The 23658-nt window shown below is 71.3% G+C and carries 26 protein-coding genes and 1 pseudogene; 18 read left to right on the top strand and 9 right to left on the bottom strand.

Going from position 1 to position 23658, the window contains the following annotated elements; genetic code table 11:
• The first annotated feature begins 60 nt into the window (after nucleotides 1-60).
• From JMF97_RS13435 to JMF97_RS13405, 7 genes are all read left to right on the top strand, one after another.
• Nucleotides 61-1254, top strand: a complete 1194-nt coding sequence (locus tag JMF97_RS13435) for an LCP family protein (RefSeq protein WP_412101268.1) — start codon at nucleotides 61-63, stop codon at nucleotides 1252-1254.
• Between the two features lie 171 nt (nucleotides 1255-1425).
• Nucleotides 1426-2391 (top strand): LCP family protein, encoded by a 966-nt coding sequence (locus JMF97_RS13430; protein WP_438803752.1) that lies wholly within the window; start codon nucleotides 1426-1428, stop codon nucleotides 2389-2391.
• Between the two features lie 60 nt (nucleotides 2392-2451).
• Complete coding sequence (locus tag JMF97_RS13425; protein ID WP_203221854.1) at nucleotides 2452-2787, top strand: rhodanese-like domain-containing protein; 336 nt, start codon at nucleotides 2452-2454, stop codon at nucleotides 2785-2787.
• 6 nt (nucleotides 2788-2793) lie between these two features.
• Nucleotides 2794-3585, top strand: a complete 792-nt coding sequence (locus JMF97_RS13420) for a glycerophosphodiester phosphodiesterase (protein ID WP_203221853.1) — start codon at nucleotides 2794-2796, stop codon at nucleotides 3583-3585.
• Nucleotides 3586-3634: 49 nt separating this feature from the next.
• A complete protein-coding gene (locus JMF97_RS13415) occupies nucleotides 3635-4885 on the top strand; it encodes a sensor histidine kinase (RefSeq protein WP_203221852.1) in 1251 nt (416 codons plus the stop codon).
• 68 nt (nucleotides 4886-4953) lie between these two features.
• Nucleotides 4954-5367 (top strand): ATP-binding protein, encoded by a 414-nt coding sequence (locus tag JMF97_RS13410; protein WP_307816906.1) that lies wholly within the window; start codon nucleotides 4954-4956, stop codon nucleotides 5365-5367.
• A gap of 70 nt (nucleotides 5368-5437) precedes the next feature.
• The gene (locus tag JMF97_RS13405) at nucleotides 5438-6322 is read left to right on the top strand and encodes a DUF5926 family protein (RefSeq protein WP_203221850.1); all 885 of its coding nucleotides are present in this window, start codon (nucleotides 5438-5440) and stop codon (nucleotides 6320-6322) included.
• A gap of 11 nt (nucleotides 6323-6333) precedes the next feature.
• Here JMF97_RS13405 and JMF97_RS13400 read toward each other — a convergent pair whose 3' ends face one another.
• Entirely contained in the window at nucleotides 6334-7533 is a 1200-nt protein-coding gene (locus JMF97_RS13400; protein ID WP_203221849.1) for an arginine deiminase, read from the bottom strand.
• Nucleotides 7534-7696: 163 nt separating this feature from the next.
• On the opposite strand from JMF97_RS13400, the gene JMF97_RS13395 reads away from it, so the two are divergent.
• From JMF97_RS13395 to pheA, 4 genes and pseudogenes are all read left to right on the top strand, one after another.
• Nucleotides 7697-8431 (top strand): hypothetical protein, encoded by a 735-nt coding sequence (locus tag JMF97_RS13395; RefSeq protein WP_043722371.1) that lies wholly within the window; start codon nucleotides 7697-7699, stop codon nucleotides 8429-8431.
• Between the two features lie 173 nt (nucleotides 8432-8604).
• Nucleotides 8605-9063, top strand: a complete 459-nt coding sequence (locus JMF97_RS13390; RefSeq protein WP_203221848.1) for a hypothetical protein — start codon at nucleotides 8605-8607, stop codon at nucleotides 9061-9063.
• Between the two features lie 211 nt (nucleotides 9064-9274).
• Nucleotides 9275-9739, top strand: a pseudogene (locus JMF97_RS13385) (hypothetical protein); the annotation flags it as partial.
• Between the two features lie 127 nt (nucleotides 9740-9866).
• Complete coding sequence (gene pheA, locus JMF97_RS13380; protein ID WP_013736531.1) at nucleotides 9867-10823, top strand: prephenate dehydratase; 957 nt, start codon at nucleotides 9867-9869, stop codon at nucleotides 10821-10823.
• Nucleotides 10824-10829: 6 nt separating this feature from the next.
• Here pheA and JMF97_RS13375 read toward each other — a convergent pair whose 3' ends face one another.
• From JMF97_RS13375 to JMF97_RS13365, 3 genes are all read right to left on the bottom strand, one after another.
• Nucleotides 10830-11546, bottom strand: a complete 717-nt coding sequence (locus JMF97_RS13375) for an AIM24 family protein (protein ID WP_013736532.1) — start codon at nucleotides 11544-11546, stop codon at nucleotides 10830-10832.
• A gap of 57 nt (nucleotides 11547-11603) precedes the next feature.
• Nucleotides 11604-11948, bottom strand: coding sequence for a metallopeptidase family protein (locus JMF97_RS13370; protein WP_203221989.1), 345 nt, complete (start codon nucleotides 11946-11948; stop codon nucleotides 11604-11606).
• 157 nt (nucleotides 11949-12105) lie between these two features.
• Nucleotides 12106-12537 carry an OsmC family protein gene (locus tag JMF97_RS13365; RefSeq protein WP_013736534.1) on the bottom strand — a complete coding sequence of 144 codons (432 nt, stop codon included), beginning with the start codon at nucleotides 12535-12537 and terminating at the stop codon, nucleotides 12106-12108.
• Between the two features lie 201 nt (nucleotides 12538-12738).
• On the opposite strand from JMF97_RS13365, the gene JMF97_RS13360 reads away from it, so the two are divergent.
• From JMF97_RS13360 to JMF97_RS13350, 3 genes are all read left to right on the top strand, one after another.
• Nucleotides 12739-13440, top strand: a complete 702-nt coding sequence (locus JMF97_RS13360) for a hypothetical protein (RefSeq protein ID WP_203221847.1) — start codon at nucleotides 12739-12741, stop codon at nucleotides 13438-13440.
• 220 nt (nucleotides 13441-13660) lie between these two features.
• Complete coding sequence (locus JMF97_RS13355; protein WP_203221846.1) at nucleotides 13661-14482, top strand: HAD family hydrolase; 822 nt, start codon at nucleotides 13661-13663, stop codon at nucleotides 14480-14482.
• Nucleotides 14482-15297 (top strand): HAD family hydrolase, encoded by an 816-nt coding sequence (locus JMF97_RS13350; protein ID WP_203221845.1) that lies wholly within the window; start codon nucleotides 14482-14484, stop codon nucleotides 15295-15297. Before JMF97_RS13355 ends, JMF97_RS13350 begins: the two co-directional genes overlap by 1 nt.
• Before the next feature lie 39 nt (nucleotides 15298-15336).
• On the opposite strand, the gene JMF97_RS13345 is transcribed toward JMF97_RS13350, so the two are convergent.
• A complete protein-coding gene (locus JMF97_RS13345) occupies nucleotides 15337-15942 on the bottom strand; it encodes a bacterial proteasome activator family protein (protein WP_043722382.1) in 606 nt (201 codons plus the stop codon).
• A 97-nt stretch (nucleotides 15943-16039) separates the two neighbouring features.
• On the opposite strand from JMF97_RS13345, the gene JMF97_RS13340 reads away from it, so the two are divergent.
• Both JMF97_RS13340 and JMF97_RS13335 read left to right on the top strand, forming a co-directional pair.
• Nucleotides 16040-16837 (top strand): alpha/beta hydrolase family protein, encoded by a 798-nt coding sequence (locus JMF97_RS13340; RefSeq protein ID WP_203221844.1) that lies wholly within the window; start codon nucleotides 16040-16042, stop codon nucleotides 16835-16837.
• Nucleotides 16838-16914: 77 nt separating this feature from the next.
• Nucleotides 16915-18111: an ABC transporter substrate-binding protein gene (locus JMF97_RS13335; RefSeq protein WP_203221843.1), complete on the top strand. Its 1197-nt coding sequence runs from the start codon at nucleotides 16915-16917 to the stop codon at nucleotides 18109-18111.
• Nucleotides 18112-18165: 54 nt separating this feature from the next.
• Here the strand turns inward: JMF97_RS13335 and ddaH are convergent, their stop codons facing one another.
• The gene (gene ddaH, locus JMF97_RS13330) at nucleotides 18166-18999 is read right to left on the bottom strand and encodes a dimethylargininase (protein WP_203221842.1); all 834 of its coding nucleotides are present in this window, start codon (nucleotides 18997-18999) and stop codon (nucleotides 18166-18168) included.
• Nucleotides 19000-19058: 59 nt separating this feature from the next.
• Between ddaH and JMF97_RS13325 the strand changes: the two genes are divergently transcribed.
• Entirely contained in the window at nucleotides 19059-19517 is a 459-nt protein-coding gene (locus tag JMF97_RS13325) for an Lrp/AsnC family transcriptional regulator (RefSeq protein WP_013736542.1), read from the top strand.
• Nucleotides 19518-19583: 66 nt separating this feature from the next.
• Nucleotides 19584-21476, top strand: a complete 1893-nt coding sequence (locus JMF97_RS13320) for a beta-propeller domain-containing protein (protein ID WP_203221841.1) — start codon at nucleotides 19584-19586, stop codon at nucleotides 21474-21476.
• Between the two features lie 74 nt (nucleotides 21477-21550).
• Here the strand turns inward: JMF97_RS13320 and JMF97_RS13315 are convergent, their stop codons facing one another.
• The 3 genes from JMF97_RS13315 to mobA form a co-directional block, all read right to left on the bottom strand.
• The gene (locus JMF97_RS13315; protein WP_203221840.1) at nucleotides 21551-22630 is read right to left on the bottom strand and encodes a T3SS (YopN, CesT) and YbjN peptide-binding chaperone 1; all 1080 of its coding nucleotides are present in this window, start codon (nucleotides 22628-22630) and stop codon (nucleotides 21551-21553) included.
• Between the two features lie 86 nt (nucleotides 22631-22716).
• Nucleotides 22717-22965, bottom strand: a complete 249-nt coding sequence (locus JMF97_RS13310) for a DUF6457 domain-containing protein (protein WP_013736545.1) — start codon at nucleotides 22963-22965, stop codon at nucleotides 22717-22719.
• Entirely contained in the window at nucleotides 22962-23627 is a 666-nt protein-coding gene (gene mobA / locus JMF97_RS13305; protein WP_203221839.1) for a molybdenum cofactor guanylyltransferase, read from the bottom strand. Before mobA ends, JMF97_RS13310 begins: the two co-directional genes overlap by 4 nt.
• Nucleotides 23628-23658: the final 31 nt, after the last annotated feature.

Below are 23658 nucleotides of genomic sequence, written 5' to 3'. Positions count from 1 at the left end.
GCGGGATTGCGTACGTAAAGTGTCTCCGCCCCCTTTTGCTACACAAGAGCTGGAGCGCGCATGCCGGTTCACAGTTCCGCCTTGCTCGAACCACCTCATGCGACAGCCACCCCACCGCCGCCGCCCGGGGGCAAGAAACGGTCCGGTAAGGCCGGGAAGGGGCGTCCGCGGCGCAAGGATCCGCTCTGGGCCCGACTCACCGTGGTGGCCGGAGCCGTGCTGATGATGACCAGCGGTGTCGCCATCGTCGGCAGCAAGGCGGTGATCAGCCAGGCCACCGGCAGCATCACCCAGCGCAATCTGCTCGGCGACGCGGGCAAGACGTTGGCCGAGGGCGGGTCCGACCTCAAGGGCCCGATCGACATGCTGCTGCTGGGCGTGGACGCCCGGGAGCGCTGGGCCGCCGACGACGTCCGGGCGGACAGCATCATCGTGCTGCACATCCCGGCCACCCACGACCAGGCGTACCTGATCTCCATTCCCCGGGACACCGAGGCGCAGATCCCGGCCTGGCCAAAGGGCAACTACGCCGGCGGGGTCGACAAGATCAACGCTGCGTTCCAGGTCGGCGCCCGCAACGGCGGCGGCTGGGAGGGTGGCGCCCAGGTGATGGCTCAGACGATCAAGAACATGACCGGCGTCAGCTTCGACGGCGCGGCCATCATCAACTTCGGCGGCTTCAAGAACGTCATCGACGCCCTCGGCTCGGTACGGATCTGCCCGAAGCAGGACGTCAAGTCGACCCACATGTCGTACGTCGATGGCAAGCCGATGTGGAACGCGGATGCCAAGAAGACCGGCAAGCCGCGTACTCCGGTGGTGCACAAGAAGGGCTGCCAGGAGATGGAGGGCTGGGCCGCGCTGGACTTCTCCCGGCAGCGCTACGGTCTGGCCAACAGCGACTACGACCGCCAGCAGAACCAGCAGCAGCTGATCAAGGCGATGGCGAAGAAGGCCAGCCAGAACGGCACGCTGACCAACCTGGGCAAGCTGAACGAGTTGATCAAGGCGGCGGGCAAGGCGTTCATCCTCGACACCGGCGGCGTCTCGGTGGAGGACTTCGTCTTCACCATGCGCGGCGTCACCGGCAACGAGCTGATCATGCTGAAGACCAACGGCGGCACGTACAACGCCAAGGGCAACGGCAACGAGGCGCTCGACGAGCAGACCCTGGACATGTTCCGGGCGGTCCGGCAGGACAAGCTCGCCGAGTTCGTCTTCTACAACCCCGAGGTGATCTCCAACCGGAAGTGACCGGCGGGGCGCGGATCTCCGCAAACCCCCGTCACGCTGTGTGAACCTCTCCTAGCCTGACATGAGAAGTGTTCAGGTTGAGCTAGCGGGAGGGACGTCACGGCCAGTCGGGCGCGCGACGGCGGAACGCGGCCGCCGGGGAAGGGTTCCCGGCATCCGCGCTGGGCGCGCGTGCTGCTCGGGGCCGGGCTGGTGGTGGTGCTGCTGGCGGCGGTCGCCGTGGTCGGCCTCCGGGTGCTCGCCGACCGGTACGAACGCACCATCACCCACGAGCAGTTGCTCGATCCGTCCGCCCGCACCGGCCGTACCGACCTGGACGGGCCGCTCAACTACCTGCTCGTCGGCTCGGACCGGCGTCCCGGCGACACCGCTCCGGAGCAACGCACCGACACCATCCTCATCGTGCACATCCCCGCCGGGCTGCGCGAGGGCTACCTCGTCTCCGTACCCCGGGACCTGCTGGTCAGCATCCCGGCCGCGGCCGGTTGGCCGGGCGGCGAAGACAAGATCAACACCGCTTACGAGTACGGCGGGGGCGGCCAGTCCGGCGCCCAGCTGCTCTCCACCACCCTGACCCGGCTCACCGGGATCCGCTTCGACGGCGCCGCCCTGGTCGACTTCGCCGGGCTACGCAGCGTCATCGACCTGCTCGACGGCGTCGAGATGTGCGTACGCACCGAGGTGCGCTCGATCCACACCAACCGGGTCTTCCAGCCCGGCTGTCAGCGGATGGACGGCGCTGCGGCGCTCGACTACGTACGCCAGCGCTACGACCTGCCCGGCGGCGACTACGACCGGCAGACCCACCAGCAGCAACTGCTGGGGGCGATGCTCGAACGGGCGGGCGAGACCCGGGTACGCACCAACCCCGTCCAGATGCACCAGCTCATCCAGGCTGTCGGCGAGTCGTTGACCGTGGACACCAACGGCGTACCGGTGGAGGATCTGCTGCTCGCCCTGCGCGGGCTCTCCACCGACGGGCTACGCGGTGTGCAGGTGCCGTCGTACCCGCAGACCATCGACCAGGTCTCCTACGTCCTGCTCGACAACGGCGGTGAGGGACTGTTCGAGGCGGTCCGCGGCACCCGGATGCCGCAGTGGGCCGGGGCGCATCCGCGCTGGGTGACCCGGCTCTGACGGCATCGATCGGTGGCGTAGATCCTCGCCGGGCCCGCCGAGGATCTACCCTTGGTACCCGTGTTCGGATCCCAGATTCCCACCGTGACCGTTTCCGAGATCACCGACGACACGTACCTGCTCGACGTCCGGGAGGACGACGAGTGGGCCGCCGGCCACGCCCCGGAGGCCCACCACCTGCCGATGATGGAGTTGCCGGCCCGGATCGCCGAGGTGCCGACCGACCGCGACGTGGCCGTCATCTGCCGCTCGGGTGGGCGCTCCGCCCAGGTCGTGTCGTACCTGATGCGCAACGGGTGGGACCAGGTCCGCAACGTCGCGGGCGGAATGGGCGACTGGGCGAGCGCCGGACGGCCGGTGGTCGCCGACAACGGGCAGCCGGGCCGGGTCCTGTAGGGCGCAATGGGCGCACCCCTCGTATTCGCGCACCGTGGCGCCTCGCACGACCTGCCCGAACACACCCTTGCGGCCTACCTGCGGGCGCTCGACGAGGGTGCCGACGGGTTGGAGTGCGACGTACGGCTGACCCGCGACGGGCACCTGGTCTGCGTACACGACCGTCGGTTGGACCGGACCAGCAACGGCCGGGGCCCGGTCAGCACCCGTACCCTCGCCGAGTTGGAGAGCCTGGATTTCGGCTCCTGGCACCCGGGCTGCGTACCGCCCGACGGTGACGAGGTGCTCGACGACTCGCACACCCGGCTACTCACCCTCGAACGGCTGCTGGAGGCCGTCCTCGCCGCCGGTCGACCGGTACGGCTGCTGGTGGAGACCAAGCACCCGTCCCGCCACGGCGGGCACGTCGAACGCCGACTTGTCGCCCTGCTGCGCCGCCACGGGCTGGCCGAACCGCGGCCGGACGCCCCGGTACAGGTCACCGTGATGTCGTTCTCCCCGCTGGCCGTACGCCGGATCCGGGCTCTTGCTCCCGCGCTGCCGACGGTGCTGCTGCTGGAGGTGCTGCCGCGCTGGCTGCGCCTCGGCCGCCTGCCGTTCGGTGCCGGCATCGCCGGTCCGGGCATCGGGCTGGTGCGGACCCGGCCGATGCTGGTGCCCGCCCTGCGGGCAGCCGGCAACCAGGTCTACGTCTGGACGGTGAACGAGCCGAACGACCTCGACCTGGTGCTGGCCGCCGGGGTCGACGGCGTGATCACCGACCGTCCGGCGCACACGCTTGCCCGATTGGCCCGGTAACCAACTCGGGGGTGCCCAGATACACGAATCGCGGGGCACACTCTGGGTCATGCCGGACCGCACCGACTACTCGGCCCTCATCGCCGGGCACACCGTCATCATCGAGATGATCAATTCCGGTGACGCGGGCCTGCCGGTCCTGAACCGACTGCTCCGGATGGCCCAGCCGGCCCTCGGTGCGGCAGGCATGGCGTTCGTGGAGTTCGCGCCGAGCGGTGGGCGGGTGATCGCCGCCACCGGCGCCGCCGAGTGGATCGTCGGCCGGCCGGTGCCCGCCAACGACCCGGCCACCACCTGCCTGCTCTCCGGGCCGCGCGTGCGGTGCGTACGCACCGACCAGCTGACCAACCAACTCGCCGTCGAACTGGCCGGCCGTGGCCTGCTGCGCATGGTCGTGTCCCGGGCGGAACTCGGCGGGCACACCGTCGGCAGTCTGCACGCCCTCTACCCCGCCGACGCCGACGAACCCAGCACCGAGGAACGGGGCGTCGTCGCATACCTCGGCACCTGCATCGCGCACATGTACGGCGACCACAGCCATCTGCCGGTGCAGGGTGACGATCCGACAGTCGCGACCCGCGCCGACGGACCGGACCTGCGGGACGCCCTCGACCAGCAACGCCACGACCGCGAACGCGACCTCTTCGTCGCCGTCACCAGCCACGAGCTGCGTACCCCGGTGACCGTCATCAAGGGGTACGCGGACACCCTCAACGATCACTGGGACTCGCTCGGCGAGGCCGACCGACGGCAGGCGGCCCGGGTCATCGGGCAACGGGCGAACGAACTGGCCCGGCTGCTCGACCGGCTGCTCTCCTCCGCCGCCGAGGTGTGGCCGGGCGACGGCCCACCGGCCCCGTTCGACTTCGCCGAGACGCTCCGGGTCGCCGTCGCCAACCTGCCGGCCGACCTGCGTCGCCGCGCCACGCTCCAGGTGCCGGCCGACCTGCCCCGGGCGGTCGGGCACCGGCAGAGCCTCGCCACCGTGCTCACCGAACTGGTCACCAACGCCGGAAAGTACTCACCGCCCGGCTCGCCCATCGAGATCAGCGCAGCGGCCGACGGCCGGACGGTCAGCCTTCAGGTCAGTGATCGCGGCATCGGCATCCGCCCGGAACACGTCGAACGCGCCTTCGAACGGTTCTGGCAGGGCGACTCCGGCGACCGGCGGCGCTATCCCGGCACCGGTCTGGGCCTCTATCTCGTCCGTCGGATCGTTGAACAGCAGAATGGATGGGTATTCCTTCGACCGAGGACCGGCGGCGGTACGGTCGCAGAGATGCGACTGCCCTGCCGGTGACCGGTGGGAACAACGGGGGCGGAAGAGGGGCAGAGGTGTCGACCACAGCTGTCGAACGAGCGTGGTGCGTGGTGGTGCCGCACCACGCCACCGGGGCGCGGGTCGCCCGACACCGGCTCGCCACCGAGTTGGCCGAGGTGGTGACCCCGACGGTCCTCGCCGACCTGGTGGCGGTCCTGGCCGAGTTGGTGGGCAACGCCGTCCGGCACGCCGATCCGCTGCCCGGTGGGGTGGTCCGGGTGTCCTGGCGGCTGCGCGCCACGACCGAGGGCACCCAGGTCCGGCTCCAGGTCACCGACGGCGGGGCTGCCTGCGGTCCGCAGATCCGGCCCGCCGACCTGGGCGCGGCCGACGGTCGCGGCCTGCACATCGTCTCCGGGCTGGCCAACCGGTGGGGCGTGGAACGCGACGGCCTCGGGCAGAGTGTCTGGGCCGATTTCGATCCCGTGCCGCAGCGGCCGGGCCTGGTGACCGCCGGCTGAACGGCCCGCCACGGTGGCAGGGGTGGGTCCGGCCCACGCGGTGCCGCCGGGGCCTCTAGGCTGTCTCGCCGTGAGCAAGCGTCGAAAGAACCAGCGGGCGGCCACTCCGAGCACGAAGCGGGAGCGGGTACGCGACGTCTTCGTGCCCCGCCCCTTCGAAGGGCTGGCCGACGAGCCGGAGTGGATCGCCCTGCGCGAGCTGGTGCCGGCCGCCTCCGCGCCGCTGCGGCTCACCCCGGAGCTGACCGAGGAGTACGGCGACCGCCCGATCACGCTGGCCACGGTGCTGCCGATGGCCGCGCCGGCGATGAGCCGGCAGGACGGGCGCGTCTTCATCGGGCTCCAGCGACACCAGCAGTCCGGTGACGTGTCGCGGGATCTGGCCGAGTCGCTGCTCTGCGCGCTGCGGACGGAACCGGGCGCGCCGGTCGCCGTACCGCCGCTGCCCGGCCCCGGTCCTCGACTCCAGGACATCCTGGCGGACGGTCCGCTGGAGATCACCCTGCACGAGGGGTTCGAGTTCTGGCTGGTTCCGGAGGCCGTCGACGACCCGACCGTGCAGGCATCGCTGGAGCGGGCCAACGCGGCGATCTACCCGACCGTACGGTTGGCTGCCGCACCTGCCGCGTACTGGTGCCGGGTGCCGGAGAAGGCGCACGTGCGCTGGGTGCTGCCCGAGGACGAGGAGGCCGCCCTGGACGCCCTGGCGCGGCTGAGCGCGGCCGGCTCGCTGCCCCTGGCTGAGTCGACCAAGTTCGCGGGCATGTTCCGCGCGCACGGGCGACTGGTGCCGGTCTGGGATCTGCCCGAGGACGTGCCGGCGAGCGACTGGGAGGAGCCGGTCGCCGAGTTCGCCAAGCGGTACGCCGAGGCGCTCGCCGAGACCGGCCCGCTCGACGCGGCGGCTCGCCGGTCCCGGCAGGGTCTGCTCGGCCGCCAGCTCACCCTGCGCTGAGGCCGCTCTTCTCATCCCCGCAGCAGCGGGCAGGACATGCAGCGGGGGCCACCCCGCCCGGAGCCGAGTTCGGAGCCGGCGATCGTGATGATCTCGATGCCGGCCCGTTCCAGCTGCGCGTTGGTCTCGATGTTGCGTTCGTAGCCGACGCAGAGTCGGGGTGCCAGCGCCAGCGTGTTGTTGCCGTCGTCCCACTGTTCCCGCTCGGCGGTGACCGGGTCCAGGCCGGTGTCGATGACCCGGAGCTGGTCCAGGTCCATCGCGTCGGCCGCCGCCCGCAGGAACGGCGCCGGCCCGTCGACCCGCGGGTCGTCGCCGTCGGTGCCGGCGATCACGGTGTACGCCGACAGCGAGGCGGCGACGTTCGGGTACATCAGCACCGCGTCGACGTCGACCATCGTGCAGATGGTGTCGAGGTGCATGGTCGCCCGTTCCTGGGCGATCGGCACGACGAGGATGGTGTGGGCCAGTTCGGCGGCGAAGACCCGACGGGCCAGCCGCTCGGCACCGGCCGGGGTGGTCCGCTCGCCCACCCCGACGGCCAGCACCCCGGGCGCCAGCAGCAGGACGTCGCCGCCCTCCAGGTGCTCCAGCTCGGGCCGGTAGACGAACTCGGTGTTGGCGAACCGTGGATGGTGGCGGTAGATCGCGTCCGTCAGGGTGGTCTCCCGACGGCGGGCCGGCATGGCCAGGCTGGTCACGCCCACGCGGTCCCGGATCCACAACGACGAGTCGCGGGTGAACAGCAGGTTGGGCAGCGGTTCGATGACGAAGTCGTGCCGGTCCATCAGGGTGTACACCAGCCCACCCGGGCGGTCCCGGCCGATTCTCAGTTCCTCGTGGGCCAGACCGGCCACCAGGACACCGGCGAGGGCGGCCGGGTCGAGGTACGACAGGTGAGCGGCCACCCGGGCCCGCAGGGTGTCGCCGAGTCGGGGCGAGCTGAGCACCTGTTCGGTGAGTTCGTGCCGGGCGTCGGCCACCGCCAACGTCTCGGTGAGCAGGTCGGTCAGGTAGAGCACCTCGACGCCGCGTGCGCGCAGCGCGTCGGCGAAGCCGTCGTGCTCCTCCTGTGCCCGCCCCACCCAGGGGATCGCGTCGAACAGCAGGGAGTCGTTGTTGCGTGGGGTGAGTCGGGCGAGTTCCGGCCCCGGTCGGTGCAACAGCACGCTGCCGAGCCGACCGACCTCACTGTCCACGTAGTGGCTCACTCTCGCAGCGTAGGACAGGGTTTGGCGGCATCTGGGAAAACAGCTGTGGATGAATACGGCATTCATCCGCAGTCATTCCGGCGCTCCGGCTTGCCGACCACCCGGACCAGCAACGTAGTGTAGTGAGAACGTAACTTCGAGGGACCTTTTGCCGGAGGTCGCGATGACTGTCTTCCCCGCTCGTCGAGCCGTACCCCCGACCCGGGCACTGCCGCCCGTGGCGGTACCGCACCCCCGGACGGAGGCGGCAGGGGTGGCCGCTCGTCCGTCCCCGTTGGAGTGGGCCCGGCGTCGCCGGGCCGAGCGTGGCGCACGGCGGCTGGAGGCAGCCGGTGCCCGCGCGCTGGGCCAACTGGGTCACCTCGGGCCGGCCTGGCACGTCGTCGACTGGCCCCGGGTGGACCCCGCCGACGTGCTGCTCGACGAGAGCGACGACAACCGGGCCGGGTTCCTCGCCATCGGTCCCAGCGGCCTCTTCGCCGTCACCATCGCCGACCACGGCCGGGCTCGCGTACTTGTCGCCGGTGACGTGGTGCAGATCAACGGCAAGCGTCCGCCGTACGTGACGGAGGCCCGGCGGGACGCCCGGCGAGCCAGCAAGGCGCTCACCGCAGCTGTCGGCCATCCGATTCCGGTCACGCCGGTGCTGACCTTCGTCGGCTCCGGCGTGATCAGCGTCTACGGCCTGCCGAAGGACTGCCTGATGGCCACGCACCGGGAACTCGACAGGTTGCTCGTCGCGGGCGGCAACCGGATCAGTCCGGCCACGGCGGAGAAGCTTTCCCGGGTGGCCCAGCATCCCAGCACCTGGACCACCGGTGGACACCAGCCGGCGGCGGACTACCGGTGGTACGAGGACGGCCGAACGGCCGCTGACAAGGCGGCCACCCACCGGTAACGTCTGCCACGACGCCACGCGGCCGGGCTGTCCCGGCTCGGTATTCGTCCCGGCCGGCTCAGCTGCCGACCGGGACACCGATCCCACCGACGACCCGATGCGCGACGCACGGTCGGCGATCGCCGCGATGACCGGCTAGCGTGGACGTACCGTCGGTGTACATAGGAGGCGCGGTGGCCCACGTCGAACTCTCGCTCTCGGAAGTGTTCGCGCCCACGACGGGGACACCGACAGAGCAGGAGTGCGACAACATCGGTCGCTGGTCGGCGACGGTGTCCAGCGCGGACGAGCCGTGCCTGCTGATCGACGACCAGACGCGGGTGGTGGCCGTCTCCGCCGCCGGCTGCGAGCTGCTCTGTCTGGGTACGCCGGAGGAGCTGATCGGCCTGCCGTTGCTCGACGGCGGGTTGCGCCTGCTGGACTTCACCGCCAACCGGGGCGAGCTGACCGAGCCGGAGATCGACAAGATCCCACCGCTGCTCGCGCTCACCTCGGGCCGGCTGGCCCGAGGTCTGTTACGCATCGAGTCGGCCACCGTCGGTGGGCCCGACGCGACCGTTGACGCGGTCTCCACCCCGGTGCTCGCCGGTGGTGCCGTCGCCGGCTCGCTGACCTTCTTCTCCGAGGTCTGAGCACCGGTCACCGGCGCAGGCTCGCGGGCCGCTGTCGGTGCGGTCTTCCACCACGGCAACGGATCCTCCTACCATGGGCCCCACCCCATGCACGCCCCCGCATTCCCCGAGGATCCCTCCCGTGTCGCCCAGTCCCCTCCGTCGCGCCGCTGCCGGCCGTCTCCCGGCCCGCCCCGACCCGCGCCCGCGCGTCGGCTGGGCGGCCGGTGTCCTGGCGCTGAGCGGGCTGCTGCTGTCCGGCTGTGGCGAGCCTCCCGAGGTGCGCGATGGCGGCACATCCGGATTGCCGACCGCCACGGCGCCTCCCAGTTCCTCCGGGCCCGTCACGCCCTCGCCCTCCATCGCCGTACCGCCCGTCGCCGGCACGGCCGTTCCGACGACGGATGCCGGCCTGGTCGCCGCGGCCTGCCGGGGTGAACCGTCGGGTCAGGGCGTCGTCGATCTGGTCCGGGGGCGCTCCGGCCTCCTGCCCCGCAACGCGAAGGTCAAGGTCAGCGAAGGCCCGTTGTGCGCCGCGGACTGGCACTTCACCGCCCTCGACGTGACCGGCTACGAGCCGCTGCACGTGGTCACCCGTCGGCAGGCGGGCGCGCTACGGCTGGTCACCGCCGGCACCGACGTGTGCTCGGTCGAGGTACGGGTCACCGCGCCGCCCGGCGTCCGTAGGCTGGCCTGCGGCGACGACGCCCCGGTCACCGTGCCGTTGCCGACGCGGTTCCCGACCACACCGACGCCGTTGCCGACGACGCCCGCTGCGACGCCTTCGACCACCTCACCCGGACCGGGTGCGTAGGCTGGACGCCATGCCGGGAACACCGCCGACCCGCTTCGCCTTCCTCGGTCCCGAGGGGACCTTCGCGGAGCAGGCGTTGCGCACCCTGCCCGCGGCCGAGCGGGGCACGCGTACGCCGGCCCGCAGCGTCGGTGAGGCGCTGGACGCGGTACGCGCCGGTGACGCCGACGCCGCGCTGGTCCCGCTGGAGAACTCGATCGGCGGCGCGGTCGGGGTGACCCTGGACGAGTTGGCCGAGGGCGAGCCGTTGGTGATCACCCGCGAGGTGATCCTGCCGGTGGAGTTCGTCCTCGGTGCGCGTGCGGGCACCCAGCTGTCGGCGGTTCGCACCGTGGCCGCCCATCCGCAGGCGTCCACGCAGTGTCGCGGCTGGCTGCGGACGTACCTGCCGGACGCGACAGTGATCGACGTACTCTCCAACGGCTCGGCGGCGGCCGGCGCGGCCACCGGCGAGTACGACGCGGCGATCTGTGCTCCGGTGGGCGCGACGCGACACCGGCTGGCCGTGCTCGCTGACAAGATCGCCGATCATCCCGACGCGGTGACCCGGTTCGCCCTGGTCGCCCGGCCGGGTCCACCACCGCCGCCGACCGGCGACGACGTGACGACGCTGGCGGTGTACATCGCGCACGACCGGGTCGGCGCGCTGTTGTCCGTACTCATGGAGCTTGCGGTCCGGGGTGTGAACCTGAGCCGGATCGAGTCCCGGCCGACCGGCAAGGCCCTCGGGGAGTACGTCTTCTTCCTCGACTGCACCGGCCACGTCGCCGACGTCCGGCTGGGCGAGGCGCTCCAGGGGCTACGGCGGGTCTGCGCCGACGTACGCTTCCTCGGCTCCTATCCGCGTCACCGGTGGAGCGGGGCCGAGGGCGAGCAGCCGGTGCCCGCCCCGGCCGGTCTCTCCGACGCCGACTACGCCGACGCGGCGGCCTGGCTCGCCCGGCTCAGGGCCGGCGAGCTGAGCTGAGTCGGCTCAGCGGAACAGGCCGCCGAGCACCCCGCCCTGATCCTGCTGACCGCTGCCCATGATCGGCGGTTCCTCGGACGGCTGGACGACGACGAAGCCCTGCCCCGCGAAGCTCATCGTGTACGCCTCGCCCGTGGTACGGCCCAGCAGCGTGCCCAACCCGAGCTGGTCGGCCCGGTGGTAGCCGGTCTGCAGGCCGGCCGACCAGCAGACCGCCGCCTGCGGATCCACATAGGTGGGCGCGTCGACGGCGAGCACCACCGGGGTGCCCCGGGTGGTCACGGCGATCCGGCCGTGGCCGGTGAAGACGCAGTTGAACAGGCCGGTCGAGGCCATGCCCGCCCCGCCGACCATCTTGATGTCGTACTGGAGGCTGGGGTCGAAGGCCAGCACGCTGGAGCCGTTGATGGACAGCGCGTCGCCCGGTTCCAGGTCGATGATGTGCACGTCCTTGGCGAAGTCGGCCAGGAAGACGTCACCCTGGCCGGTGAGCTTCATCAGCGGCACGCCTTCGCCGGTGAGCTTCTGCTTGAGGAAGTTGCCCAGCCCGCCGGAGCCGAGCGCCTGGAACTGCACATGTCCCTGGTACGCAACCATCGAACCGACGCGGGCCAGCATCTCGCCATTGAGCTCGATCTTGAGCATCTTGGAGTTCTGGAGCCGCATGCCGGGCTGTGCGGACTCCTGCTCCAGGTTCGCCGCTGAGAACAGTTCGCTGCGCATGTCTTCCTCCGTACTCGGCCGTGCCTGGTCGAGACGATAGGTCAGCTGCGCAAACCGTCAACCCCACCCGAGGTCGTGCAGGCGCTCGTCGTCGATGCCGAAGTGGTGGGCGATCTCGTGCACCACGGTCACCGCCACTTCGTCGACGACGTCGTCCTCGGTCTCACAGATCCGCAGGATCGGGTTGCGGTAGATCAGAATGCGGTCCGGCAGGACACCCGCGTAGTCCCACCCCCGGTCGGTCAACGCGTGCCCCTCATACAACCCGAGCAGATCCTCCCCAGGCGGAGGATCGTCCTCCACCAGAATCACCACGTTGCTCATCAGCGCCAGCAGTTCCTCCGGAACCTCGTCCAGCGCCTCCCCCACCAGTTCCTCGAACCGCTCCCGCTCCATCTCCACCGCCACGCCACCATTCTCCCCCACCCCCAACCCATCCCCACCCCGCGATCTTGCACTTTTCGTCGCCGCATAACGGGACGTAAGACTCATCTCGCCGACCGAAAGTGCAAGATCGCGGCGGTCAAAGGGGTGGGGAGGGGGAGGGAGGGAGGGAGGGTTAGGAGGAGAGGTGGGTGGTGAGGGTTATTTCGGCGCCGGGGGAGAGGAGGCGGGAGATGGGGCAGTTCTGCTTGGCGGTCTCGGCCAGCTCGGCGAAGCGTGCCTCGTCGATGCCGGGAACGACACCTACGGTCTCCAGCGCGATGCGGGTGACGGTGAAGCCCGCGTCGGTCTTGTCCAGGTGCACCTTCGCGGTGGTCTCCACGGAGGTCGGCGTCGTGCCGGCGTCGGCGAGGGCCTTGGAGAAGGCCATCGAGAAGCAGCCGGCGTGCGCGGCGCCGATCAGCTCCTCGGGGTTGGTGCCCTCACCCTCCTCGAAGCGGGACTTGAAGGAGTAGTTGCCCTCCAGTCCACCCTTGCCCGTGCGAATGGTGCCGGACCCTTCGGGGAGGTTGCCCTGCCAGCGTGCGGAAGCGGTACGAATAGGCATGCAGTTGACGCTAGTCGAACGTACGCCCGGCGGGCGACCGACCCCGCCAGCTGCGTCCACGTTCCCCGACGGGAGAGGTGGGCTGTGCCAGAATTCGTCACAGACCCCGCCCTGGGCACGCAGCCAAGCCACGAGCGGCAGCCAAGCCACGAGCAGGCAGCAGGCCACGAGCACGCAGCCCGGCCACAAGGAGGCGCAGCGGTGACCCATGACCTCCCCATCCCCCGCCAGGAGGACCGCTCCGAGAGCACAAGCGTCCTTGAGTGGGGCACGGAGGACGAGAAGACCACCAGCACGAGTCGGTGGCGCTCGGCCCTCGGCGGCCTCGGCCACGACCACCGGGTACCGCTGCTGCTGGCCGGGCTCGGTGTCGCCGCCACCCTCGCCTCCCTGCTCGGCGAATGGGTCACCGTCACCCTGCCCACCGGTGGCGAGCGGATCGAGTTGCCGAGCACCGTGTCCGAGATCGGCGGTCTGGGCGTCGGCTACCTGGTCGGGATGCTGATGCTCGGCGTCTCGGTGGCCCTCGCGCTGCGCGGCACCGACGCCGTACGCGCCAACGCCCGGGTCGCCGGCTTCGCCCTGGCCGTGGGTCTGGTCGCCGTGCTGGTGGCCACCGCCGTCGCCCTCGAAGACGGCGGCGGCCGCGCGGCGTTGGCCTACTCCACCGAGGACGGATTCGCCGTCGAGCTGGGGCGAGGACTGATCGTGGCCTTCGCCGCCGTCCTGCTGTTCGCCACCGCCCTCGCCCGCACCACCACCGGGCCCGAGGATGCGACCAGCGACCCGGGTCGACGTCAGCCCCGCCCCCGCCGCCAGATCGACGACACCGACACCGACGAGGGCGGGCGGCCGATCGACATCACCGTCACCCCCACCGTGCCCTTCGCCCGCGAGCCCTGAGCCGACTGATCGGTCCCCCACGCCGCCCCGGCAGACCACCGCACGTTGAGCGGGCCACCGGACGTTAAGCAGCAGCCCTTCCGCTCGCCGCATCCGATTCGCCTGGAAGCCGTGGTTGCCACCCGTTCGGCGAGGTACGGTTGCTGCCCGCCGTCACGCCGGGTCGCCACCTGACGACCGGAAACGGCTGGCTGCGACGGCGGTGGGCGAAGGAGGAAAAATGACCCGCCCGGGCCTGCCCAAGCTGATCGCCACCGACCTCGACGGGACGCTCGTGCGCAGCGACGACACCGTGTCGGCGTACACCCATGAGGTTCTGGACCGGGTGCGTGCGGCCGGGATTCCGGTGGTCGGTGCCACCGGCCGGGGCCCACGGCTGACCGAATTGACCCGCAACGACATCCGCGCGGCGGACTTCCTGGTGATGGCCGGTGGCGGCCGGGTGGTCGACCAGAGCGACCCGGCCGGGCCGGTGGTGCTGCGCGACGAACGGCTCTCCAGCGAGGTGCTGGCTACCCTCCTGGCCGACCTGGAAGCCGCGGTCGGCCCGCTGACGGTGATGGTCGAGGCGTCCGACGAGCACGACGCCCCCCTGTGGGGCGACTACCACCCGGCTTGGCCGTATCAGGACCGGTTCGAGGTACGCAGCCGCGACGAGTGCCTGGCCGGTGACGTGATCAAGGCGTTTGCGCGGACCGCGGACCACCATGTCGACGAGTTGCTGACGGTCGCCAGACAGATCATCCCGCCGCACCTGGCCGCGCTCACCCAGGCCGGGCTCGGCTTCATCGAGATCAGCCCGTCGGGGGTGGACAAGGCGACCGGGCTGAGTGTGGTGGCGCAGAGCCTCGGCGTCGACCCGGCCGAGGTGCTGGTCTTCGGTGACATGCCGAACGACCTGCCGATGTTCGAGTGGGCCGGCTGGGCGCGGGTGGCGGTGGCGAACGCTCACGCCGAGTTGCGTGCCGTGGCCGACGACGTGACCTTGCGCAACGACGACGACGGGGTGGCGGTCTACCTCGACCGGCTACTGTCCAGGTGATGGAGGCACTTCCACGCCTGGTCGCCAGCGACATCGACGGCACGCTGCTGCGCGACGACGCGACACTCAGCGCCCACACCGCCGAGGTGCTGGCCCGGATCTCCGCCCGGGGCACGCCCGTCGTGCTGGTCACCGGCCGACCGATCCGCTGGCTGAAACTGGTGTACGACCAGCTGGCCGAGCCGGTGCCCGCGGTCTGCGCCAACGGTGCGGTGGTCTACGACCCGGTCAACGACGAGGTGCTGCGCGCCGATCCGCTGGCCCCCGAACTGCTCGCCGAGGTGGCCCGCCGGCTGCGCGACGAGGTGCCCGGGGTGAGCTTCGCGGTGGAGATCGCCGACAGCCGGCAGATGCGGCACGAGGCGCACTACCCGATGCGCTGGGACGCCGACGACACGGCGATCCGGGTCGTGACGACTCCGGACGAGCTGCACTCGCTGCCGGCGGTGAAGCTGCTGGTGCGGGCCGAGGAGCAGCAGGATCCCGATCGGTTCACCGAGTTGGTCGCCACCGCCCTCGCCGGACTGGCCGAGGCCACCCACTCCTCGCGGTCCGGCCTGGTGGAGATCTCGGCGGCCGGGGTGACCAAGGCGGCCGGCCTCGCGTGGTACTGCCACCGGCTCGGCATCGAGGCGGACGAGGTGCTGGCCTTCGGCGACATGCCCAACGACGTACCCCTGCTGACCTGGGCGGGCCGGGCGGTGGCGGTGGCCAACGCGCACCCCGCCGTACGGGAGATCGCCGACGAGGTCACCTCGGCGAACTCGGTCGACGGGGTGGCGGCGTACCTGGAGAAGGTCTTCGGGGTGGACTGACGGCTGCGGGGCGCGGCACGCCGCACCCCGCAGCGATCGTCAGAGGTACTGGCCGGTGCTGTGGCCCTCGCCGCCGGGCACCTGACCCAGGCCGGGCATCCCCGGCAGGGCGGCTCCGCTCGGCCCGCTCGGCAGCGCCTGCCGGCCGGAGCGCATCTGCTCCAACTGCACCCGGGCGGCCATCTGCTGGGCGACCAGGGCGGCCTGGATGCCGTGGAACAGCCCTTCCAGCCAGCCGACCAGCTGGGCATGGGCGATCCGCAGCTCGCCCTCGGTCGGGGCCTGGTCCTCGGTGAACGGCAGGGAGAGTCGCTCCAACTCCTCGCGCAGCTCGGGCGCCAGCCCTTCCTTGAGCTCGACGATCGACCGCTCGTGGATCTCCCGCATCCGGTGCCGGCTGGCGTCGTCCAGCGGCGCGGACTTGACCTCCTCCAGCAGCTGCTTGATCATGCTGCCGATCCGCATCACCTTCGCCGGCTGCTCGACCAGGCGAGTGGGGTCCTCGCCCTGGCCGTCGTCGGTCTGCACGGTGCCGACGGGTCGGCCGTCCGGGCCGACCACCACCACGGTGCCCGAGTGCCCGGTGCCGTCCCGGCCAGGCTCGTCGTTCTGTCCAGCGGTACGCGCTTCGGTCATGGCATCCATCTTGACTCAGCCATCCCCGTCGCCGCCCGCCGGCCCGGCGAGAAGGTGCAACGGACCCGTCCGGTCGGCCGCCGACCAGCCGCGCTACCGTCGGCCGATGTCGCCCGATCCCCGCGCCGTGCTCAGCCGACCCGCGCCCGAGCCGGACCTCACCGTCGCCTACGGCGAGCATCCCGATCAGGTCGCCGATCTGCGCCGCCGGCCCGGTGACGCCCCGCCCCGCCCACTGGTGATCGTGGTGCACGGCGGTTTCTGGCGCGTGGAGTACGACCGACGGCACACCGACTCGCTGGCCGTCGGGCTGGCCCGGCTCGGCTTTCCGGTGGCCCAACTGGAGTACCGCCGGACCGGGCAACCCGGTGGTGGCTGGCCCGGCACGCTGACCGACGTCCGGTCCGGGGTGTCCGCACTGCCGGGGCTGGCCGCCGCGGCGCTGCCCGGTCAGGTCGCGCCGGTGCCGCCGATCCTGGTCGGCCACTCGGCCGGCGGTCATCTCGCGCTGCACACCGCGACGCGGTCACCGCAGGACGTCGGCGGGGTGCTCGCGCTCGCCCCGGTCGTCGACCTGGCCGAGGCGTACCGGCTGGATCTGGACGCGGGCGCGGTGGCGGCGTTGCTGGGTGGTGGGCCGGCCGATGTGCCCGATCGGTACGAGGTCGCGGACCCGCGAGCCACCCCACCTCCCTCAACACGGACGGTAGTGATTCACGGCACCCTGGATCAGCACGTTCCGGTCGACATGAGCAGGGCATACGTGCAGGCAGCACAGGCACTAGGTGCGGATATGCACCTTGTCGAGCTGCCTGACTGCGAACATTTCGGGCTCATCGACCCGGAGTCTCCGGCCTGGCCGCAGGTTACCGCCGCGTTCCGTTCTCTAGTCGAAGATCATTAACCATTGACGCAGCGTCGCTAAGCAGGTAGAACGCCGGAGGGGCGGGAGGCCCCGGCAGCACATCCGAAGGGAACCCGGTGTCGCAGATGAACCGTAGGCGGGCACTCCAGATGCTGGCCGCGCTCGGCGCGGGCGGCCTCGCCGCCGGATGTGCCTCGGACACCGAGGAGCCCGCGAAGCCGAAGAGTCCGGTCAAGGTCGGGCTCATCGCACCGCAGTCCGGCTCAGGCAAGGCCGTCGGTGACGAGTTGCGTAACGGCTTCCAGCTCTATCTGGAGCTCAACGAGGGCCAACTCGGCGGCCATCCGGTCAACCTGCTCGTCGCCGACGAGGGTGAGAGCGTCAAGTCCGGTCAGGCCGCCGTCGACGGGCTGCTCAAACAGGGCGTGCTCGCACTGACCGGGGTCGCCTCCTCGGCGGTCATGTTCGGCATCCGGAACACCATCGAGCAGGCCCGGGTGCCGCTGATCGGTTCCAACGCCTCACCCTCCAGCCTCCAGAGCGTCGTCTACATCTGGCGTACCTCGTACGTGCTCGACGAGGCGGGCCGGGCGCTCGGCCGCTACCTGCGGGACGTGTTGGGCCCCGACGAACGGGTGGCGATCGTCATGCCGGAGTCGGCCGTCGGCGGCGACGACGTGCTGCTCGGCTTCCGTCAGGAGTTCGGCGAATCCGACCCGCGCATCGCGGATCAGGTCGTCTTCACCACCAACAGCGCGAACCCGGGCAAGGGCGCCTTCGTCCAGGACATCGACCGCGCGTTGAGCCGCAACCCGTCGGTCGTCTTCTGCTTCTACTCCGGCCCGGCGGCGGCGGAGTTCATCATGCAGCTCCGCGACGCCGGCTTCCAGGGCGGCATCTACGCTCCCGGGTTCCTCACCGAGGGCACCGTGCTGGACAGCGTCCGGCCGGCCAACGACGCCCTGGGCATCCGCACCGCGTTGAACTACTCCGCCGACCTGAACAACGCCGCCAACCGTCGGTTCGCCTCGGCGTACCGAAAGAAGCACAGCGCCTCGCCGACCACCTACGCGATGGCCTCGTACGACGCGGCGAAGGTGCTCGACCAGGCGATCCGCCTGGCCGGCGAGGACCCCACCCCGCAGACGGTCAACCTGGCGTTGGGCCGGATCGGTCAGATCGACAGCCCGCGCGGCGCCTGGCAGTTCAACCAGCCGCGTACCCCGCAGCAGAAGTGGTACCTGCGGGAGGTTCAGCACGACGGCCAGGTGCTGTCGAACGTCATGGTCAGCGAGCTGGCCACGCTGGGCTGACCACCCCGGTTCGTCTCCGCGACGAGCAGGTCGGCCACTCTGCTCGTCGTCCGTTCAGTGCCGCAACTCGGCGATGCAGCACTTCACGCTGCCGCCGCCCTTCTTCAGCTCGGCCAACTCCACCGGTATCGGCGTGTAGCCGGCCGCCTTGAGCCGCCCGGCCAGCCGGGTCGCCTCGCTGTTGAGCACCACGTTCGCGCCGTCGCTGACCAGGTTGAGTCCGAAGGCGAGGACGTCCTCGGCCTCCGCCAGCACCGCGTCCGGAAAGAGTTGGGCGAGCACCTTCTGGGCGGCCGCGGAGAAGGCGCCCGGGTAGTAGACGATGTTGCCGTCGTCGATCGAGGCGAGGGCCACGTCCAGGTGGTAGAAGCGCGGGTCGACCAGCCGCAGCGAGATCACCGGACGGCCCAGCGCCTCCTGCGCCTCGGCGTGCGCGGCCAGTTCGGTACGGAATCCGTACCCGGCGAGGATCAGCCCGCCGTGCGCCTCCGGCAGGTACGCGAAGTCGCCCTCGCCCTCGTTCGTCTCGTTCGGAGCGATGAACCGCCAGCCCTGCGACTCGTAGAAGGCCCGGTGCGCCGCCGCCTCGGCGGTGCGCTGGTGGTGCTTGAACCGGGCACCGTAGACCGTCCCGTCGACGCTGAACGCGCCGTTGGCGGCGTAGACCATGTCGGGCAGTCCGGGCTCGGGCGCCAGCAGGTGTACCTCGTGCCCCAGACCGACAAGGGTCTCCCGCAGGCGATCCCACTGCTTGACGGCCAGCTCCGGGTCGACCGGCCTGGTCACGTCCATCCACGGGTTGATCGCGTACTCGACCGCGAAATGCTCCGGCGAGCACATGAGATATGTCCGCTTTCGCGGCACTCGCTGCTGGTTCACGATCACCAAGAGTAGGTAGGCTGAGACTTCCGTAACAGCCACGACCATTGCTTTTCAGGGGCGGAACGTTGCAGATAGACGCAGTTGACCAGCGAATCATTGCGTTGCTCGTCGCTGATGCCCGTGCCTCGTACGCGGACATCGGAACCCGAGTCTCACTCTCCGCTCCGGCCGTCAAGCGACGGGTGGACCGACTACGTGCCGCCGGGGTCATCCGGGGATTCACCGCCATCGTCGACCCGGCGTCGGTGGGCTGGACCACGGAGGCGTTCGTCGAGCTGTTCTGCGCCGGCCGCACCACCCCGGCACAGATCGGCGCCGCGGTGCGCCGCCATCCGGAGGTGGTCGGGGCGTACACGGTCTCCGGGGAGGCCGACGCGCTCGTGCACCTGCGGGCCGCCGACATCGCCCACCTTGAGCAGGCGTTGGAGCGGCTGCGGGCGGAGAGCTTCGTGACCTCCAGCCGCAGCACCATCGTGCTCTCCCGACTGGTCGAGTCCCCCGGCGTCGGCCCGTCGATCAGCTGACCATCGGTCAGGATCTCGCGGCCGGTGCGGAACCGGACGACGACCGGCGGCGTCGAAGCCGACATGATGCGGGCAAACAGAGTCGTCGCGGTCGGCAGCACCCTGGTCGCACTGACCCTGCTCGCCGGCAGTACGGCCGGTCCGACCCCGGTCCGGCCGACCGGGCCGGTGATGGTGCCGGTGGCCGCCCTGACCACGTTCGACTCCTGCGCCGACGCCCTGGCCGAACTGCGCGCCGCGGCCCGCGACTCGGTCGGGCCGTACGGCTTCGAGGACGGCACGCTGTTGAGCGCCCGGGCGGCCGTCGCGGCCGGGGCGGAGGGCAGCAGCCAACGTCTCGACTACGCCGCGCCCGACCACTCGAAGACCAACAACCATGAAGCCGACGCGGACGAGCCGGACGTGGTGAAGACCGACGGACGACGGATCGTCACGGTCACCTCCGGCGTGCTGCGGGTGATCGACCCGGCCGGCCGACGGATCATCGGCCAACTCGACCTGCCCGGCGCGGAGGCGGGCTCCTACTGGGGCTCGTACCGACTGCTGCTGCACGGCGACCGGGCGCTGGTGCTGGCCGACGGGGCGCCGTTCGTCGCGACGGACCGAGCCTGGCCGGCGCCGCCGGTCGAATCGGCCCGCCTGTTCCTGGTCGACCTGGCCGGTGCGCCCGCGGTGCTCGGCTCGTACCGGATCGAGGGCAGCCTGCTCGACGGCCGGCTGACCGGCGACACCGCGCGGATGGTGGTCCGCACCGCGCCCCGGATCGAGTTCCCGCTCGACGGAATCGGCAGCGACCGGGCCCGGACCAGGCAGAACCGCGCAATCATCGACCGGGCCGGGATCGAGTCCTGGCTGCCGAAGTACGAGTGGACGGCCGGCGACGAGCGGCACACCGGGCGGGTCGACTGCGATCGGCTCAGCCGTCCGAAGCGGATGACCGGCACCTCGCTGCTCACCGTGCTCAGCTTCGACCTCGCCGCCGACCGGCTGGGCGCGGGCGACCCGGTCAGCGTCGCCGCCGACGCGACCACCGTCTACGGCACGGCGCAGAGCCTCTACCTCGCCGGTCAGCAGCCACAACCGGGAATGGGCCTGCTCCGCTGGCGACCCACCGTCCGCGACCAGGTCACCGAGATCTACCAGTTCGACACCAGCGAGCCGGGTCGTCCCCGCTACCTCGCCGCCGGCACCGTGCCAGGCTGGCTGATCAACCAGTACGCGCTCTCCGAATGGGACGGACACCTGCGGGTGGCCACCACCGTCGGCGACGTCTGGGGCGAGGGACGCCGATCCGAATCGACCGTACGGGTGCTGCGCCGCGACGGCGGGTCACTCGTGCCGGTCGGTGCGGTCGGCGGGCTCGGACGCGGTGAACGCATCTACTCCGTGCGGTACCTCGGGCCCGTCGCGTACGTGGTGACGTTCCGGCAGACCGACCCGCTCTACTCACTCGACCTGACCGACCCGACGAAGCCGCTGGTGACCGGCGAGCTGAAGATCACCGGCTATTCCGCGTACCTGCATCCGCTGCCCGACGGGCGGCTGCTCGGCGTGGGTCAGGAGGCCGACGGTCGGGGCCGCACCGAGGGCGTGCAGGTGTCCCTCTTCGACGTCCGGAACCCGGCCCGGCCGACCCGACTGGACCAGTGGCACCTACCGTCCGGCTGGTCCGCCGCCGAGCACGACCCGCACGCCTTCCTGTACTGGCCGGCCACCGGCCTGGTGGTGCTGCCGGTGGACACCGGCCTACGGCTGCTGCGGGTCAGCGCCGACCGGATCAGCGAGATCGGTCAGGTCACCCACCCGACCGTCACGACGCACAGCGACCGGGCCTGGCAGCGACCGGACGTGCAGCGTGCACTGATGATCAGCGACGTGCTCTGGACCGTCTCCGAAGCGGGCCTACGGGCCTCCGATCCGGCCACGGCCCGGAGCCTCGGCTGGATCCCGACGACCTGAATCACCCTCCCCCGAGGGGTGGGGCCCGGTATCTGGGGATCTCCGGGCCCCACCTCTTGACCCCGACGGCGACCTCAGAGGTACATGCCGGTGCGGTGCTCACCCCGCCCCGGCTTGTCCCCCTCGCCGAAGAAGCGCTTGCCGCCGAACTCACCGTGCAGCCGGTCGTCCAACTCGTCGGCCAGGCCGGTCATCACCTGTACGGCGAGCATCAGGTGGGTGGGCTGGAAGTTGCGGCCGAAGACCGGGATCGACGCCCAGACGGTGTCGTCGGCACAGTAGAGCCGGCCGATCGGCATCCGGTTGGTCAACTCGGAGAGCTTGACGTAGAGCCGCTCGGTGGGCTCGACCTCGGTGAGCACCGGGGAGAAGACGTCGACAAGCGGCGGGTTGTCGCGTACCCGGACGAAGACCATCGCCGACCCGGCACGGATGTTGATGTCGCCGTCGGAATCGACCTGGACCCGGTCGGAGTCGGACTTCAGCATGGTCGACACCACCGTCCGGACCCGCTCGGCCAACTCCAGCACCTCGGTGTCCGCGCCGGAGTCAGCGGTGTCCGCCAACGCCTGCGCCAGATCGGTCTCGATCTCCCGACCGGTGCCGAACTCGCTGCGTGCGGTGCCCAGTGGCGCACCGGCGAGCGGCTCACCCTCCGCGTCGACGATCAGGTAGACGAGGAACGCCGGGTGCGGCGCGCCGTAGATGTCGCGCAGCGTCCGCGAGATGAGGGCGGCCAGTCGGCTGCTCTCGGTCACCGCGCAGTGCAGGCCGAACTGGTCACCGGAGCCCTCCAGCACCCCCGGCGGAGACCAGCCCAGCGCGACCATGTCGGCCACCGCCGACCGGTCCAGCCGGTAGCCCTGCGGCAGGGTCGCGTTGCCCACCGCCCGCGCCGTCAACCCACTGTCCTCGGTGACGTCGACGCTGACGGAGTAGACGGCGTCGTCGATACCGGAGGCCGTCGGGTCGAGGGTCAACTCCACGTGGGCACCCGGTGGCAGGGCCGCCAGCCGGTCGGCAAGTGCCCGGGCGAACTCCCGCCACGCATGGGTCACCTTCGCCCGTAGGTCGGCCGTGCTCGGCTCATCGAGCAGAATCGACTCGTGGTGTGCCGGCGTGCCGGGCGGTGCCGAGGGGTGGTCTGCCGTCATGATCGCCTCCGTCCGTTCCGGCCACCCTACCGAGCCCGCCGTCGAGGGGGATCAGCCCGGACCGTGATCGGACACCGCTCGCGCGGTCAGCGGTCGCCGCCCAACTCGACCGGCCAGGTGCCGGCCAACTCGGTCAGCCGGGCGGCTGCCACGGCGGGATCCGCACCCCGGCCGACCGCCAGACCGAGCAGGTACGCGGTGACCGGGGCACCCGGCCGGAGCACCTGATGAGCCACGTCGCGGGCCAGGTCGAGCACGGGTTGTACCGGCACGTCGGCCGGGTCGACACCCAACTCGGCGCAGGCCGCCGTGAGCCAGTCGTCCATCACCGTCATCGTGACCACTCCTCCGCCTGCCGCAGGTCCCGCTCAGTGTCGCAGTCGAACCAGGGCGCAGGGCCGTCACCGGGCCAGGTCAGCTCGCGTACGGCGAGGTCGGCGAGCAACTCCCGCAGCGCTGCTCCGGCCAACTCGCCACGTCGAACGGTCAACCGGTCCAGGGCCGCGCGCAGCGCCGCGGGCCGCCACACCCCGCAAAGCGACTGCCGCCGCCCGTCGTCGTCCACGAAACAGACCCCGTCGACGGGTGGCTCGCTGCTCGGCGCGGCGGGTGGGGCGCTGCTCGGCTCGACGGGTGGCTCGCTGGTCGGTGCGGCGGGTGGGGTGTCGAGGTGACGCAGCAGTTCACCGACGGCGGACCGGGTCAGCAGCGGCAGGTCGGCCGCGAGCAGGGCGACGGCCGGCACGTCGGCGTCCAGCAGGGCCAGCCCGGCTGCCGTGGCGGCCACCGGCCCACCGCCCGGTGGCGACTCGCGGGTCAGTCGTACGCCCGGCGGGGCCGGTCCGGGCCCGACCAGGATCCGAGGCGACGCGTCGGCGACCGCCGCGAGCACCCGCTCCCGCATCGGCACACCGCCGACCGGCAGCGCCGGCTTGTCCCGTCCGCCCAGCCGGCGGGCCGCGCCGCCGGCGAGCACCACCGCCGCGTACGCGCTCACCGGGCCACCGTAACGCCACACACTGTCCGGG

This window comes from Micromonospora fiedleri (assembly GCF_016774385.1).
Lineage (GTDB): Bacteria > Actinomycetota > Actinomycetes > Mycobacteriales > Micromonosporaceae > Micromonospora > Micromonospora gifhornensis.
This window is presented reverse-complemented; position numbering and strand designations above follow the sequence as displayed.

What these genes read in the sequence shown, in the direction of transcription:
- JMF97_RS13355 (WP_203221846.1), top strand. Translation starts at nt 13,661, where the DNA reads ATGACCCGCCCGGGCCTGCCCAAGCTGATCGCCACCGACCTCGACGGG.
- JMF97_RS13420 (WP_203221853.1), top strand. Translation starts at nt 2,794, where the DNA reads ATGGGCGCACCCCTCGTATTCGCGCACCGTGGCGCCTCGCACGACCTG.
- JMF97_RS13435 (WP_412101268.1), top strand. Translation starts at nt 61, where the DNA reads ATGCCGGTTCACAGTTCCGCCTTGCTCGAACCACCTCATGCGACAGCC.
- pheA (WP_013736531.1), top strand. Translation starts at nt 9,867, where the DNA reads ATGCCGGGAACACCGCCGACCCGCTTCGCCTTCCTCGGTCCCGAGGGG.
- JMF97_RS13415 (WP_203221852.1), top strand. Translation starts at nt 3,635, where the DNA reads ATGCCGGACCGCACCGACTACTCGGCCCTCATCGCCGGGCACACCGTC.
- JMF97_RS13315 (WP_203221840.1), bottom strand. Translation starts at nt 22,630, where the DNA reads ATGACGGCAGACCACCCCTCGGCACCGCCCGGCACGCCGGCACACCAC.
- JMF97_RS13345 (WP_043722382.1), bottom strand. Translation starts at nt 15,942, where the DNA reads ATGGATGCCATGACCGAAGCGCGTACCGCTGGACAGAACGACGAGCCT.
- JMF97_RS13340 (WP_203221844.1), top strand. Translation starts at nt 16,040, where the DNA reads ATGTCGCCCGATCCCCGCGCCGTGCTCAGCCGACCCGCGCCCGAGCCG.
- JMF97_RS13365 (WP_013736534.1), bottom strand. Translation starts at nt 12,537, where the DNA reads ATGCCTATTCGTACCGCTTCCGCACGCTGGCAGGGCAACCTCCCCGAA.
- JMF97_RS13320 (WP_203221841.1), top strand. Translation starts at nt 19,584, where the DNA reads ATGCGGGCAAACAGAGTCGTCGCGGTCGGCAGCACCCTGGTCGCACTG.
- JMF97_RS13395 (WP_043722371.1), top strand. Translation starts at nt 7,697, where the DNA reads ATGACTGTCTTCCCCGCTCGTCGAGCCGTACCCCCGACCCGGGCACTG.
- JMF97_RS13310 (WP_013736545.1), bottom strand. Translation starts at nt 22,965, where the DNA reads ATGACGGTGATGGACGACTGGCTCACGGCGGCCTGCGCCGAGTTGGGT.
- JMF97_RS13350 (WP_203221845.1), top strand. Translation starts at nt 14,482, where the DNA reads ATGGAGGCACTTCCACGCCTGGTCGCCAGCGACATCGACGGCACGCTG.
- JMF97_RS13375 (WP_013736532.1), bottom strand. Translation starts at nt 11,546, where the DNA reads ATGCGCAGCGAACTGTTCTCAGCGGCGAACCTGGAGCAGGAGTCCGCA.